The following is a 14,126-nucleotide window of genomic DNA, read 5'->3' on the forward strand; positions in this document are numbered from 1 at the left end:
CTGTGGGAGAGGGCCGGGGTGAGGGCAACAGGCCGCATAAAACGAACCTAACCCAGCGCCTGAATCGCCTTCTCCAGCGCTTCGCGCAGCAGATGGCGGTCGTGGCGGTATTTAATATCGCTGGCCTCCAGCGGCACCTGAATCACCACCCGCTCGCCGATACCGGAGACATCCACCTTAGGCCCAACCACCACGCCGTCGATGATTTTCTTGCCGACGTACTGCTCCATCAGGCTCAGTTTGTCTGCCAGCGACAGGCTTGCCGCCGCCGGGCTCAGCTCACGCCCCAGATTACCGATGTAAACCATCGGAGCAGGGGTGCGACGCAGCGCCTGCGCCAGCTCTTTGACCAGCAGGATCGGCATCAGGCTGGTATAAAAACTGCCCGGGCCAATCAGGATTAAATCCGCTTCGCCAATCGCTTCGACGGCTTCACGCGTCGCCGGTACGCTCGGGTAGGTCATCAGCTCTTTGGGCGGCAGCAGAAGCTGGTCGATATTCACTTCGCCGTACACTTCGTGATCGTCAGCATCAATGGCCATTAAATCCACCGGCTGTTCTGACATCGGGATCAGGAACGCATCCACCTTCAGCAGATTTCGTATCAAATTGATGGCTTCAAGCGGGCGCACGCTCAGGTGATCCAGCGCCTTAAGCATTAAATTTCCAAGGTTATGCCCGGAAAGTTCCCCGTTGCCGCCAAAACGGTACTCAAACATCGCTGATGCGACGCTCGGTTCGGTAATCAGCTGGTTGAGACAGTTGCGCATATCCCCCCAGGCGATGCCGCCTTCGGCACGTCTGATCCGCCCGGTTGAGCCGCCATTATCGGTGGTTGTCACTATCCCTGTCAGCCTTGAGCCCAGTGACGACAAAGAGGACATCACCCGGCCCAGACCGTGGCCTCCGCCAAGAGCGACCACTCGGTCAAGATCCGCAAAAGTGCGATTGCGCATACCCGTTCCTTATCATGTTTGATCTGCGTAACACTACCTGAACTACCCCTAAAAGACGATGCCTCATACGAAGCAAAATGACGTATATCAATGCGAAAAGAGGGTTTTTAGGTATTCTGTAGCGAAAATGCACGATTGAGTCGCTATATACATAATTATATAGCGAAAGGCGATGATGGCGAAGTGAGAATTTCCGCGCTACTATCGCCATAACCACGTTTTCGAATTTGAAAACATACACTCTAGCCTTTGTGCCTGTGTCGAAAGATATGGCGCTCTGGCCGTGGCGGATCTGCCACCAGGGTACAGAAAGAAATGACTGTGCCTCCCGTATCTGGAAAGGTGTACATGGCTTCACAACTGACTGATGCTTTCGCGCGTAAGTTTTATTACTTACGTCTGTCGATTACCGATGTGTGCAACTTCCGTTGCACCTACTGCCTGCCCGACGGTTACAAACCGGGCAGCGTCACCAATAACGGCTTTCTCTCCGTGGATGAGGTGCGCCGCGTTACGCGCGCGTTCTCCGGGCTTGGCACCGAAAAGGTCAGGCTGACCGGAGGCGAACCTTCTCTGCGCCGTGATTTCCCCGACATCATTGCCGCCGTGCGTGAAAACGAACATATCCGCCAGATTGCGGTGACCACCAACGGTTACCGGATGGCGCGTGATGTGGCGACCTGGCGCGACGCGGGCTTAACCGCCATCAACGTCAGCGTGGACAGCCTCGATGCCCGCCAGTTTCATGCCATTACCGGCCAGGACAAGTTCCGCCAGGTGATGGACGGCATCGACGCGGCATTTGCGGCCGGGTTCGAGAAAGTCAAAGTCAATACGGTGCTGATGCGTGATGTGAACCATCATCAGCTCGATACCTTCCTGGCGTGGATAAAATCTCGCCCCATCCAGCTGCGTTTTATCGAGCTGATGGAAACCGGTGAGGGCAGTGACCTGTTCCGCCGCCATCACATTTCCGGCATGGTGTTGCGCGACGAGCTGCTCAAACGCGGCTGGATCCACCAGATCCGCCAGCGCAGCGACGGCCCGGCGCAGGTCTTCTGCCACCCGGATTACGAGGGTGAGATTGGCCTTATCATGCCCTATGAGAAAGACTTCTGCGCCAGCTGTAACCGTCTGCGCGTCTCCTCCGTGGGCAAGCTCCATCTCTGCCTGTTCGGCGACGGCGGCGTAGATCTGCGCGATCTGCTGGAAGACGATGCTCAACAGGCCGCGCTTGAAGCGCGCATTTCTGAAGCGCTGACGCACAAAAAACAGACCCACTTCCTGCATCAGGGCAACACCGGCATTACTCAGAACCTGTCTTATATTGGCGGGTGATCAGGCTTAAGAAGGAATCAGAAGATGAGTCAGATAAGCGCAGAATTTATCCCGACACGCATTGCTATTCTTACCGTTTCCAACCGCCGTGGCGAAGAGGATGATACGTCCGGCCACTGGCTGCGCGAGGCGGCCCATGATGCGGGGCATCACATCGTCGATAAAGCGATTGTGAAAGAGAACCGCTACGCCATTCGCGCGCAGGTTTCGCAGTGGATTGCCAGCGATGAAGTGCAGGTGGTATTGATCACCGGCGGCACCGGTTTTACCGCAGGCGATCAGGCGCCTGAAGCGCTGATCCCGCTGTTTGACCGCGAAGTGGAAGGCTTCGGCGAAGTGTTCCGCATGCTCTCCTTTGAGGAGATTGGTACCTCCACGCTGCAGTCGCGCGCCGTCGCCGGGGTGGCCAACAACACCCTGATTTTCGCCATGCCGGGCTCGACCAAAGCCTGCCGTACCGCATGGGAAAACATCATCGCCCCGCAGCTGGATGCCCGTACCCGTCCGTGTAATTTCCATCCCCATTTAAAGAAATAAGCTATGTCACAACTGACCCACATTAACGCCGCCGGCGAAGCGCATATGGTGGATGTCTCCGCCAAAGCGGAAACGGTGCGCGAGGCGCGCGCGGAAGCGTTCGTTACCATGCAGCCGGAAACGCTGGCGATGATTATCGACGGCAGCCACCACAAGGGTGACGTCTTTGCCACCGCCCGCATCGCCGGTATTCAGGCCGCCAAGCGCACCTGGGACCTCATTCCCCTTTGCCATCCGCTGATGCTTAGCAAGGTGGAAGTGAACCTGCAGGCGCAGCCGGAGCATAATCGGGTGCGCATTGAGTCCCTGTGCCGCTTAACCGGGAAGACCGGCGTTGAGATGGAAGCCCTGACGGCAGCCTCCGTTGCCGCGCTGACCATCTACGACATGTGTAAAGCGGTGCAGAAAGATATGGTGATTGGCCCGGTTCGCCTGCTGGCAAAAAGCGGCGGCAAATCCGGTGATTTTAAGGTGGACAGCCATGATTAAGGTGCTCTTTTTTGCCCATGTGCGCGAGCTGGTGAATACCGACAGCCTGACGCTGGAGGGCTCTTTTGAAAACGTCGCCGCCCTGCGTGCGCATCTGGCCGCACAGGGCGAACGCTGGGCGCTGGCGCTGGACGAAAGTAAGCTGCTGGCCGCCGTGAACCAGACGCTGGTTGAGTTCAGCCATCCACTAACCGCAGGGGATGAAGTGGCCTTTTTTCCGCCGGTCACAGGGGGTTAAGATGGCTGAGACCCGAATTCTGGTGAGCCCGGCGCGTTTTAACGTGGGGACAGAATATGACTGGCTGGCCGAGCGTGACGAAGACGGCGCGGTCGTGACGTTCACCGGCAAGGTGCGTAACCACAACCTCGGTGACAGCGTAAAGGCGCTGACGCTGGAGCACTACCCGGGCATGACGGAGAAATCGCTGGCGGCCATTGTGGAAGAAGCGCGTGGCCGCTGGCCGCTCGGGCGCGTCACGGTGATCCACCGCATCGGCGAGATGTGGCCAGGCGAAGAGATTGTTTTCGTTGGCGTGACCAGCGCGCACCGCGGCAGCGCGTTTGCGGCAGGGGAGTTCATGATGGATTATCTCAAAACTAAAGCGCCGTTCTGGAAGCGGGAAGCGACGCCGGAAGGGGAGCGCTGGGTGGAATCCCGCGATAGCGATAAACAAGCCGCCAGCCGTTGGTAGTCGGTTGACGTGGATGTGTTAATCTTAACGTGTGTGTCTACTTAATCTTAATCAGGAGTGAATCATGGACCGATTTCCGCGTTCCGATTCAATAGTACAGCAGACCCGTAGCGGCCTGCAGACGTATATGGCTCAGGTGTACGGCTGGATGACAGTTGGCCTGCTGCTTACCGCGTTTATCGCGTGGTATGCGGCGAACACGCCTGAACTGATGATGTTTATCTTCTCCAGCAAAATCACCTTCTTTGGGCTGATTATCGCGCAGCTGGCGCTGGTGTTTGTCCTCTCCGGGCTGGTGCAAAAGCTCAGTGCGGGGATGGCGACCACGCTGTTTATGCTCTATTCGGCGCTAACGGGGCTGACGCTTTCCAGTATTTTCATCGTCTACACCTACTCCTCCATCGCCAGCACGTTTGTGGTGACCGGCGGGATGTTCGGCGCGATGAGCCTTTACGGCTACACCACCAAACGTGACCTGAGCGGTTTCGGCAGCATGCTATTTATGGGGCTGATCGGGATTGTGCTGGCGTCGCTGGTGAACCTGTGGCTGAAGAGTGAAGCGCTGATGTGGGCCGTGACCTACATCGGTGTGGTGGTCTTCGTTGGGCTGACGGCGTATGACACCCAGAAGCTGAAAAACATCGGCGAGCAGATCGACGTGCGCGACAGTTCAAACCTGCGCAAATACTCGATTCTGGGCGCGCTGACGCTCTATCTGGACTTCATCAACCTGTTCCTGATGTTGCTGCGTATTTTCGGCAACCGTCGTTAAGGTTGTTTTGCCGGGTGGCGGCTTCGCCTTACCCGGCCTACGAAACGCGAACCGTAGGTCGGGTAAGGCGAAGCCGCCACCCGACTTATTCACTTCGCTAACATCCTCTCATTCTTCGCCCGTAGTTTCTTCGCCCGACTCTCCAGCACCAGATAACAGACCGTGGCCAGCGCCAGCGGCAGGAAGTAATAGAGCATGCGGTAGGCGAGCAGGGCGGCAATAATCGCTCCCTGAGAAACATGCTCTCCGGCCAGAAGCGCAATGAACACCGCCTCCAGCACCCCAATCCCCGCCGGGATATGCACAATAACCCCGGCGATACTGCTCACCAGCAGCACGCCCAACACGAAGAAGTAATTCACGTCCTCGCCAATCAACAGCCAGATAATTGCTCCCATCGCCATCCAGTTAGCGCTGGATACCGCCATCTGCAGCATGGCAAACTTCCACGACGGCAATACCAGTTTCTGCCCTCTGAGGGTCATATGACGGCGTTTAGCAAACGCGCAGGCCCACAGATAAAAAGCGATAATAAGCAGCAACACGATGCCGAGAATGCGCAGCGTGGCTTCATCGATGTACCAGTGCGCGGGCAGCTGGACCACGCCGATGGTGAAAATCACCCCGCCGAGCAGAATATAGCCCAGCCAGTTAGTGGTGATGCTCAGGGAAAAAATGCGGGTTATAGTCCCGCCCGGCAGCCCGAGACGCGAGTAGAGGCGATAGCGCATGCCAATCCCCCCGACCCAGGTACTCAGCGTCAGGTTGAAGGCGTAGCAAATAAACGACACCAGCATCACCTGGCGTTTAGCCAGCTTGTGGCCGCAGTATGCCCGGCCCAGCAGGTCGTAGCAGCCGTACATCAGGTAGCTCACGATCACCAGCCCTGTCGCGCCCAGCAGCACCATCCGGTTGTAGTTGCGGATAACTTTCCACACCTCCTCCCAGTCAACTTTTTGGGCGTAAACCACCAGCAGCACGGCGACCGCAATAAAGAACACCCAGGTGAGAATTTTTTTCGCCAGCCGCCAGCGCGGATGTGATTTCGACATCAGGGTTTGCCTCCATCTTCCGCTTCAACGCGGTCCTGGGTTTCCATTTCGGGTTGTACCGGCGGGTCCACCTGCGCCAGCTTCGGCGTATGCGCTGGCAGCCAGCCGACCATCGCCGGGAAATGACGCAGGAAGTGGAACACCACTACGCTGATGCCCAGGTTCCACCAGGTGCGTTTCGGCACCATAGACTCATCCACGCGCACGCAGTCGTTAACAATCAGGGCCTGCAAATTATCCCGCAGGGTCTGATTAAACTGGCGATCGTGGATGATCAGGTTAGCTTCGAGATTCAGCGATAAGCTCAGCGGATCCAGGTTGCTGGAGCCGACGGTGGCCCAGTGATCGTCCATCAGCGCGACTTTGCCATGTAGCGGCCGACGGCGATATTCGTAGATCTGAACGCCGCCTTTGACCAGATAGTTATACAGCAGCCGCGCGCCGACTTTGACTATCGGCATATCCGGCTCGCCCTGCACAATCAGCTTCACCCGTACGCCGCGCCGGGCCGCATTACGCATGGCATGCAGCAGGCGATAGCCCGGGAAAAAGTAGGCGTTAGCAATGATCACTTCGCGCTTCGCGTTGGCGAGCATCTTCAGGTAATGGCGTTCAATATCGTCCCGGTGCTCGCCGTTATCGCGCCAGACGAAAAGGGCCTGCGCTTCGCCGGGCTTGCGGTTCTCCTCCGGGCGATGGCGGCGTTTCCACCAGCGGCGAACGGCCTCTTTCCCCGGCAGGTTCTCCAGTTCGAATAATACGATGTCCTGCACTACCGGGCCCTCAATGCGAATGGCGTAATCCTGTTTTGCTTCCGGGCCGTAGTCGGACATATGTTCAGCGGAGTAGTTAATGCCGCCGACAAACGCCACCGTCTCATCCACCACCACAATTTTGCGGTGCATCCGCCGGAAAAGGTTGGTACGCATGCCAAACAGGCGCGGGCCCGGATCGTAGTAGCGGAACACCACGCCCGCAGCGGTCAGTTCATTCACGAACCCGTCGCTGAGGTCCGGTGAGCCATAGCCGTCCAGCAGCGCTTCAATTTTGACGCCGCGCCGGGCGGCACGCAGCAGTACGCTGTGTAACTGTTTGCCCACGTCGTCCTCGAACCAGATAAAGGTTTCGAGGATCACTCTCTGCTTAGCGTTATCAATCGCCTTAAAGACGGCCGGGTAATACTCGTCGCCGTTGACCAGCAGCGAGATCCGGTTGCCTTCCTGCCAGGAACATTTCATAAGTGGATCTCCGCGCTGAGCGGGGCATGGTCGGACAGATGTCGCCAGTTAAGTAAGGCCAGCGCCGTCGGGCTGCTGGCATGGGCATTTTTCACGTAGATACGGTCCAGGCGCAGCAGGGGAAAGCGCACCGGGAACGTCCGTGCCGGGCGACCATGGGCCCGGGTAAAAATCTCCTCCAGCCCTGCATTGACCTTCAGAGGATGGTTCGCGCGCTGCCGCCAGTCGTTAAAATCACCGGCCACGACCACGGGTTCACCGTCGGGAAGCGCATTGGTCCAGTCAGCCAGCATCTGTAGCTGCGCCTGACGGTGGGCTTCGCGCAGGCCAAGATGCACGCAACCGACATGAATGGGCACCGTGAGTGCCGGTGGCGCGATGCGGCAGTAAAGCAGCCCGCGCTTTTCGCTCTCACCTACGGAAACGTCCCGGTTCTCATAATGTTCGATAGGAAAACGTGACAGCACCGCGTTTCCGTGATGGCCTTCCGGATAGACCGCGTTGCGCCCGTAGGCGTAATCACTCCACATCGTGTCGGCCAGAAATTCATAGTGCGGCGTATCGGGCCAGTTCTCGAAATGCATGGGATGCACCTCGTGCGCGCCCATCACCTCTTGCAGGCAGACAATGTCCGCGCTGACGGTGCGAACCGCGTCGCGCAGCTCCGGTAAAATGAAGCGGCGATTAAATGCTGTGAAGCCTTTATGAATGTTTATCGTCAGCACTTTAAGCGAGAAATGCTGCATTTTTTGAGTCATAAGCCCCTTCCTGAGTGACTATCCCAATGAAAATAAAGTGTAGTCGGCGTCACAAAAAGATGCGGCGTTACGGAATTTTCCGTAAAGTGCGGTAGTCTGATTAAGCAGATAAAAATCCTTCAGGAGATAAGCCATGAAGTGGCAACAACGTGTTCGTGTCGCAACGGGGTTAAGTTGCTGGCAGATAATGTTGCATTTACTGGTCGTGGCCGTACTGGTGATGGGCTGGATGAGCGGCACGCTGGTGCGTGTTGGCCTGGGGCTATGCGTCCTCTATGGCGTCACCGTGCTGTCGATGCTGTTCTTACAGCGCCACCATGAAGCGCGCTGGCGCGAGGTGGGTGATGTGCTCGAAGAGCTCACCACCACCTGGTACTTTGGTGCCGCGATGATTGTGCTTTGGCTGCTGTCACGCGTGCTGCAAAACAACCTGCTGCTGGCCCTGGCGGGTCTCGCAATCCTTGCAGGGCCTGCGGTGGTCTCATTGCTCACCAAAGAGAAAAAGCTACGAAATGTTGCGTCTAAACATCGCGTACGCCACTGACCCCGTCGTGGCCGCTATGACCAGTAGCGGCCACAAACTCCCCCAGACAATATCCAGACTCGCATCCTTCAGATAGATCTGCTTGGTAATGTCCGTGAAGTGGCGTATCGGGTTTATCCATGTGATGTCCTGCAGCCACACCGGCATGTTCTCGACAGGGGAAACGTACCCGGAGAGCAAAATCGCTGGCATCATAAAGACAAACACGCCGATAAACGCCTGCTGCTGCGTCGAGCACAGCGCCGAAATTAACAGCCCAAACCCCACCAGCGACAGCCCGTAAATCACCATCGTGAAGTAAAACAGCGCCAGCGAACCGGCAAACGGGATTTGATAGGCCCAAATTCCCACGCCCAGCACGATAGTGGCCTGAAATGTCGCGACAATCAGCGCCGGCACCGCTTTGCCAACAAAGATTTGCCAGGTCGCGAGCGGGGAAACCAGCAGCTGATCCAGCGTACCTTGCTCCCGCTCGCGGGCGACGGACAGGGAGGTGACGATCATCACCCCGATGGTGGTGATCATGGCGATCAGCGACGGCACCACAAACCATTTGTAGTCCAGATTCGGGTTGTACCAGTTACGCACCACCTGCTCGCTGTTGTTGGGCTTTGGTTTGCCGTCCATCAGCTCCTGCTGATAATTCTTCACCACCTGCTGCAGATAGTTGGCCGCAATCTGGGCGCTGTTAGAGTTGCGCCCGTCGAGGATAAGCTGCATCGGCGCGGTCTGGAAGGTATCCAGGTTACGGGAAAAATCTGCCGGGAAGCGCACCAGCAGCAGGGCTTTTTGCGTATCGATGGTCGGCTGGATTTCCTGCGGGCTTTTCAGCAGCAGGATATGGGTAAACGCTTTTGCACGGGCAAAGCGCTGCGTCAGCTCGACGGAATGTTTACCGTTGTCTTCGTTGTAAATGGCGATGGTGGCGTTGGTCACCTCAAGCGTCGCGGCAAAGGGGAACAGCAAAACCTGGATCAGCACCGGCAAAACCAGAATGGCGCGGGTTTGCGGCTCGCGCAGCAGGGATTGCAGCTCTTTTCGTATTAACGTCCATAGTCGGTGAAACATGTTCGCTCCTTAATCCAGACGCCGTTTGGTTTTCAACCACGTCAATCCGATAAACATCACCGCTGACGCCATTAAAAACAGCGTGTTGATAATCAGCACCACCGGAATATTCCCCGCCAGGAACAGGCTTTGCAGCGTGCTCACGAAATAACGCGCCGGAATGATGTAGGTCACGGCGCGGATCACCGCTGGCATACTGTCTATCTGGAAAATAAACCCGGACAGCATAATCGACGGTAAAAAGGCGGCGTTGAGCGCCACCTGCGCGGCGTTAAACTGATTGCGGGTGATGGTGGAGATGAGCAGCCCCATCCCCAGCGTGCTGAGTAAAAACAGGCTGGTGATAAAAAACAGCACCACCAGCGAGCCGCGGTACGGCACGCCGAGGATAAAGACGGCGACAAGCATGCAGAGCAGCATCGCCAGCATGCCGAGGAAATAGTAGGGGATGAGCTTGCACAGTAGCAGCTCGACGCGCGTCACTTCTGTGGAGAGCAGCGCCTCCATGGTGCCACGCTCCCACTCGCGGGCGATCACCAGCGAGGTCAGAATTGCGCCAATCACCGTCATGATAATCGTCACCGCGCCCGGAATGATAAAGTGCTGGCTGATGGCGGCAGGGTTAAACCAGTAGCGTGTTTGCACGTCGATGAGCGGTTCAAACGTCTCCCCCCGGTCTTCGGCGCGCTGCATCTGCCATAGCTGCCAGATCCCCTCCACGTAGCCCTGCACGAAGTTGGCGGTGTTCGGCTCGCTGCCGTCGGTAATCACCTGGATCGGCGCGTCGGCATTCGCCCGCGCCATATTGGCGGCGAAATCCACCGGGATGACCACTAGCCCGCGAATTTTCCCGGCCTGCATCTTCTGGATCAGCGCCTGCCGGTTATCGCTGATGGTGGCGTCAATGTACGGCGAGCCGGTCATGGCGTGGGTGAAGTCCAGCGCCTCTTCGCTCTGCTGTTCCAGCAAAATGCCGACCCGCAGCTTGCTGGAGTCGAGGTTGATGCCGTAGCCAAAGATAAACAGCAGCAGCAGGGGGATCACCACCGCAATCAGCCAGCTACTCGGGTCACGCACGATCTGCCGCGTCTCTTTTATGCATAACGCGCGCACACGGCGCCAGGAAAGGGCGTTACTGCGCATGGGCATTCTCCTTATCCCAGTCGTGGATGAGGGTGATAAACGCCTGCTCCATGGTCGGGTCTGGCACGGCATCGTCGGCGGCCTGGTTTTTCAGGTCGTCCGGGGTGCCGTGGGCAATCAGCTTGCCGCGATAGACCAGCCCGATGCGGTCGCAGTATTCCGCCTCATCCATAAAGTGGGTGGTCACCATCACCGTCACCCCTTTCTCCACCATGCTGTTGATATGCAGCCAGAACTCGCGGCGGGTGAGGGGATCCACCCCGGAGGTCGGCTCATCGAGGAAAAGAATATCGGGCTCGTGCATCAGCGAGCAGGCCAGCGCGAGGCGCTGCTTAAAGCCGAGGGGCAGTTCGTCGGTGGCGTGGGAGGCAATATTCGTTAACCCGAAGGCATCGCTCATGCGGCGGATTTTCTCGTTCTGCGCGCGCCCGCGCAGGCCGTACACGCCGGAGAAAAAGCGCAGATTCTGCTCGACGGTCAGGTTCCCATACAACGAGAATTTCTGTGCCATATAGCCCAGATGCTGGCGCGCCTTGCCGGAGCTGACTTTGAGATCCATATCCAGCACCAGCGCCTTGCCGGACGTCGGCACCAGCAGGCCACACATCATTTTAAAGGTGGTGGATTTCCCCGCGCCGTTCGGCCCGAGCAGGCCAAAAATCTCGCCGCGTTTTACCGCAAAGTTGACGTTATCGGTGGCGGCGAAATCGCCGAACTTTTTGGTCAGGGATTTGGCTTCAATCACCGTCTCGCCCGGCGTACCTTCAACCGTGTGGAGGATCGCGCCGAGAGGCGATTCCGATGTCCCCGCGCCGCCCAGCAGGTCGATAAACGCATCTTCAAAGCGCGGCGCCGTCTCTGCCATTTCAATTTCAGGCATGCCAGGCGCGCGGCGAATATCCTCGACGGTGGCCTCCTTTTTGAGGATTACGCGCACGGACCTGCCCTGAATCATCCCGTCGCTCACCTGCGGCAGTTTCAGCACTCTCTGCAGCAGCCTGCGGTTGGACTCCTGCGGGCTGTGGAGGAGGAAACTGCGTCCGGCCATGCTCTGCGTCAACGTCGTTGGCTCGCCCTGATAAAGCAGCTCGCCTTCGTTCATCAGCAGCACGTCCCGGCACTGTTCCGCTTCGTCGAGGTAGGAGGTGCTCCAGAGGATCAGCATCCCGTCGCCTGCCAGCTCGTGCACCATCTGCCACAGCTCACGGCGGGAGATGGGGTCCACGCCGACGCCGGGCTCGTCCAGCAGCAGGACCTTTGGTTCGCCGACGAGCGTACAGGCCAGCCCCAGCTTTTGCTTCATCCCGCCGGAGAGCTTGCCCGCCAGCCGGCCGGTGAACGGGCCGAGGGAGGTGAACTCAAGCAGGCGGGCGAAGGTTTTCTGCCGGGTTTCGCCGGTCACGCTGCGCAGGTCGGCATACAGGTTCAGGTTTTCCATCACCGTCAGATCTTCATACAGACCAAACTTCTGCGGCATATAGCCGAGCATGGCGTGGAGCGCGCCGTCGTCTTTGATGGGGTCAAGGCCAAGCACGCTGGCTGTGCCTTCATCCGGCTTTAGCAAACCGGCCAGCATCCGCATCAGCGTGGTTTTGCCTGCGCCGTCCGGGCCGACCAGGCCGGTTACATAGCCTTTCTGAATGGTGCAGTTCAGCGGGGCGACCGCCGGTTTGTCCATCCCTGCGAAGCGTTTGACCAGATTGTTGAGCTGGATAACCGCGTCATTCATGTCGTTCCCCGTTGTTCACTTTTACGGTAACAGGCATGCCCTGACGCAGCGCGTCGTCCGCATCGGTGACGATGATGCGCAGACGGTACACCAGGTCGGTACGCAGGTCCGGCGTTTCAACGGTTTTCGGGGTGAATTCGGCGGTGGGGGAGACAAAGCCGACTTTGCCGTGATACGGCTTATCCGGACGACCATCGGTATAGAGCAGCAGCTCGCGGCCCGGCTGCATCTGGCCGAGATTTGGCTCGTCAATGTAGGCGCGCACCCAGACCGGGCGGGTCAGGGAGAGCGTTAATACGGTGCTGCCCGCGCTGAGCATGCTGCCCGGCTCCACGGCACGGGTCATCAGCGTACCGTCAGACGGGGCGATGAGGGTTGTATCATGCAGATCCAGCTCTGCCTGGGCCAGCTGCGCCTGCGCCTGTTCAAGGCTGGCTTTGGCCTGGGCAATGTCCTGCGGGCGGTTACCGGTGGTGTACTGGCTTAATTTATCCTGCGCGGATTTCAGCGTCGCCTGCGCCTGGTCGCGGGATGAACGCGCATTCTCCAGATCGTTGGCTGAAATGGTGCGGCTTTTCCACAGCCCCTGCTGACGGTTATAGAAATTCTGCGCGTAGTCGTAGGCAGCTTTCGCCTGCTTAACGGCAGCGGCGGCCTGGGCGATCTCTTCGTCACGATAACCCGCCAGCATCAGATCATATTGCGCCTGGGCAACGGAAACGCCGGCTTTGGCCTGCATCAGGGCGTTCTCGTAGGGGGCTTTATCCAGCATGCCCAGCGTCTGCCCGCGTTTAATGGCATCGCCTTCGTCAACGCTCAGCGAGGCGAGACGGCCACCCACGCGGAAGCTCATATTCACGGTACGAATATCCACATTACCGTACAGCGTCAGGCCCCGGTCCTGATGGCTCTGATACCACAGCCAGCCACCGACGCCCGCGGCAAGCAAAACAACAACCACCAGAATGATGGCGACAGGTTTTTTCATGACTTCAGGCTCCTTTGCGTTAAGCCTTGCAGGATCAGATCGAGATGACAGGTGATGACCTGGCTAATCTGCGCGGCTTTATCCTCATCGAATTGTGTCCAGCCAGTGCGTAACAGGATGGTTTCCCGCCCCAGACGAAAGGCAAGGATTTCACCCAGCAGGGCATGGGTATGCAAAATGGTCACGGTATCGCTGGCGTCCCGCCCGGTATAGGCGGCGATCAGGTGGGTCAGGTGGGTATGCATCGGAGCAATGACCTGATCGTGTACCAGCTGATAGGCAGTTGTAGGGGAGAGCTGCTCGCGGGAGATAAACTTACTCAGGTTGAGCGTATCGTCGTGCGTCAGCAGGCGGATCATATTATGGCAGGCATTCAGGATAAGCCGCCGGATAGCGTCACGATCCGGCGTCGGCTGGCTCAACAGCTCGCTGGCTTCTTCAACGTGCGGACGAAAATGTGTGCCGATAAAATCGGCAATCCACTGGGCGCAGGCGAGGTACAAATCCTCTTTTGAACCAAAATAGTAGGTGATCGCCGCAATGTTTTGCCCGGCCTGGGCGGCGATATCTCGCGTGGTCGCGTGCAGGCCATACTCGCCAAACTGCGCCAGCGCGGCAGCAATCAGCTGGCTTTTGGCCTGTTCACCTTTGGTTGTCGTTGGGGTCGTATTCATGGCGGCATTAAAAATTAATCAATCGATTGATTAAAAATAGCCCCGAATTGCTGAACCGTCGAGCGTTCGTGCTGGGATATTTTATGCGCCACGTCACAAAAGCTGCTACACTCCGCACCTTCACGACATTGTGGTTTTTGTCCTTCCC

At 57.9% G+C, this 14,126-nt stretch carries 16 protein-coding genes and 1 riboswitch; of the genes, 7 read left to right on the forward strand and 9 right to left on the reverse strand.

All coding sequences use genetic code 11. The features are described 5' to 3' along the window. Positions 1-47 precede the first annotated feature (47 nt). A complete protein-coding gene (gene yvcK / locus AAER43_RS06685) occupies positions 48-956 on the reverse strand; it encodes a uridine diphosphate-N-acetylglucosamine-binding protein YvcK (RefSeq protein WP_045281104.1) in 909 nt (302 codons plus the stop codon). Positions 957-1,182: 226 nt separating this feature from the next. Beyond that, a riboswitch (molybdenum cofactor riboswitch) is annotated at positions 1,183-1,317 on the forward strand. Between yvcK and moaA the strand changes: the two genes are divergently transcribed. From moaA to AAER43_RS06715, 6 genes are all read left to right on the forward strand, one after another. Further along, a complete protein-coding gene (gene moaA, locus AAER43_RS06690; RefSeq protein ID WP_045269736.1) occupies positions 1,305-2,294 on the forward strand; it encodes a GTP 3',8-cyclase MoaA in 990 nt (329 codons plus the stop codon). It overlaps the preceding riboswitch by 13 nt. 24 nt (positions 2,295-2,318) lie before the next feature. Further along, positions 2,319-2,831, forward strand: coding sequence for a molybdenum cofactor biosynthesis protein B (gene moaB, locus AAER43_RS06695; protein ID WP_057057592.1), 513 nt, complete (start codon positions 2,319-2,321; stop codon positions 2,829-2,831). 3 nt (positions 2,832-2,834) lie between these two features. Next, positions 2,835-3,320: a cyclic pyranopterin monophosphate synthase MoaC gene (gene moaC, locus AAER43_RS06700; RefSeq protein WP_014883081.1), complete on the forward strand. Its 486-nt coding sequence runs from the start codon at positions 2,835-2,837 to the stop codon at positions 3,318-3,320. Next, the gene (moaD, locus tag AAER43_RS06705) at positions 3,313-3,558 is read left to right on the forward strand and encodes a molybdopterin synthase sulfur carrier subunit (protein ID WP_050861554.1); all 246 of its coding nucleotides are present in this window, start codon (positions 3,313-3,315) and stop codon (positions 3,556-3,558) included. Before moaC ends, moaD begins: the two co-directional genes overlap by 8 nt. Before the next feature lies 1 nt (position 3,559). Next, a complete protein-coding gene (moaE, locus tag AAER43_RS06710) occupies positions 3,560-4,012 on the forward strand; it encodes a molybdopterin synthase catalytic subunit MoaE (protein WP_014883083.1) in 453 nt (150 codons plus the stop codon). A 64-nt stretch (positions 4,013-4,076) separates the two neighbouring features. Continuing rightward, positions 4,077-4,784 (forward strand): Bax inhibitor-1/YccA family protein, encoded by a 708-nt coding sequence (locus AAER43_RS06715; RefSeq protein ID WP_014883084.1) that lies wholly within the window; start codon positions 4,077-4,079, stop codon positions 4,782-4,784. 89 nt (positions 4,785-4,873) lie between these two features. On the opposite strand, the gene AAER43_RS06720 is transcribed toward AAER43_RS06715, so the two are convergent. From AAER43_RS06720 to AAER43_RS06730, 3 genes are read right to left on the reverse strand one after another with little or no spacing between them, the layout of a single operon-like run. Continuing rightward, complete coding sequence (locus AAER43_RS06720; protein ID WP_014883085.1) at positions 4,874-5,836, reverse strand: YbhN family protein; 963 nt, start codon at positions 5,834-5,836, stop codon at positions 4,874-4,876. Further along, on the reverse strand, positions 5,836-7,074 hold the full coding sequence (gene clsB, locus AAER43_RS06725) for a cardiolipin synthase ClsB (protein ID WP_014883086.1): 1,239 nt from the start codon (positions 7,072-7,074) through the stop codon (positions 5,836-5,838). The genes AAER43_RS06720 and clsB overlap by 1 nt, the downstream gene beginning before the upstream one ends. Next, positions 7,071-7,832 (reverse strand): endonuclease/exonuclease/phosphatase family protein, encoded by a 762-nt coding sequence (locus tag AAER43_RS06730; protein ID WP_023332454.1) that lies wholly within the window; start codon positions 7,830-7,832, stop codon positions 7,071-7,073. The genes clsB and AAER43_RS06730 overlap by 4 nt, the downstream gene beginning before the upstream one ends. 133 nt (positions 7,833-7,965) lie before the next feature. Between AAER43_RS06730 and AAER43_RS06735 the strand changes: the two genes are divergently transcribed. Continuing rightward, a complete protein-coding gene (locus tag AAER43_RS06735; protein ID WP_014883088.1) occupies positions 7,966-8,376 on the forward strand; it encodes a YbhQ family protein in 411 nt (136 codons plus the stop codon). Here AAER43_RS06735 and AAER43_RS06740 read toward each other — a convergent pair. From AAER43_RS06740 to cecR, 5 genes are read right to left on the reverse strand one after another with little or no spacing between them, the layout of a single operon-like run. Next, positions 8,338-9,444 (reverse strand): ABC transporter permease, encoded by a 1,107-nt coding sequence (locus AAER43_RS06740; RefSeq protein WP_057057594.1) that lies wholly within the window; start codon positions 9,442-9,444, stop codon positions 8,338-8,340. The two genes, AAER43_RS06735 and AAER43_RS06740, sit on opposite strands and share 39 nt — an antisense overlap. Before the next feature lie 9 nt (positions 9,445-9,453). After that, positions 9,454-10,587: an ABC transporter permease gene (locus AAER43_RS06745; protein ID WP_023332456.1), complete on the reverse strand. Its 1,134-nt coding sequence runs from the start codon at positions 10,585-10,587 to the stop codon at positions 9,454-9,456. Further along, positions 10,577-12,316 (reverse strand): ATP-binding cassette domain-containing protein, encoded by a 1,740-nt coding sequence (locus AAER43_RS06750; RefSeq protein WP_014883091.1) that lies wholly within the window; start codon positions 12,314-12,316, stop codon positions 10,577-10,579. The genes AAER43_RS06745 and AAER43_RS06750 overlap by 11 nt, the downstream gene beginning before the upstream one ends. Further along, positions 12,309-13,304: a secretion protein HlyD gene (gene hlyD / locus AAER43_RS06755; protein WP_023332458.1), complete on the reverse strand. Its 996-nt coding sequence runs from the start codon at positions 13,302-13,304 to the stop codon at positions 12,309-12,311. Before hlyD ends, AAER43_RS06750 begins: the two co-directional genes overlap by 8 nt. Continuing rightward, a complete protein-coding gene (cecR, locus tag AAER43_RS06760) occupies positions 13,301-13,978 on the reverse strand; it encodes a transcriptional regulator CecR (protein ID WP_014883093.1) in 678 nt (225 codons plus the stop codon). The genes hlyD and cecR overlap by 4 nt, the downstream gene beginning before the upstream one ends. Positions 13,979-14,126: the final 148 nt, after the last annotated feature.

The organism is Enterobacter sp. FUJ80071 (assembly GCF_038739915.1).
In the GTDB taxonomy this organism is placed as follows: Bacteria; Pseudomonadota; Gammaproteobacteria; order Enterobacterales; family Enterobacteriaceae; genus Enterobacter; species Enterobacter kobei.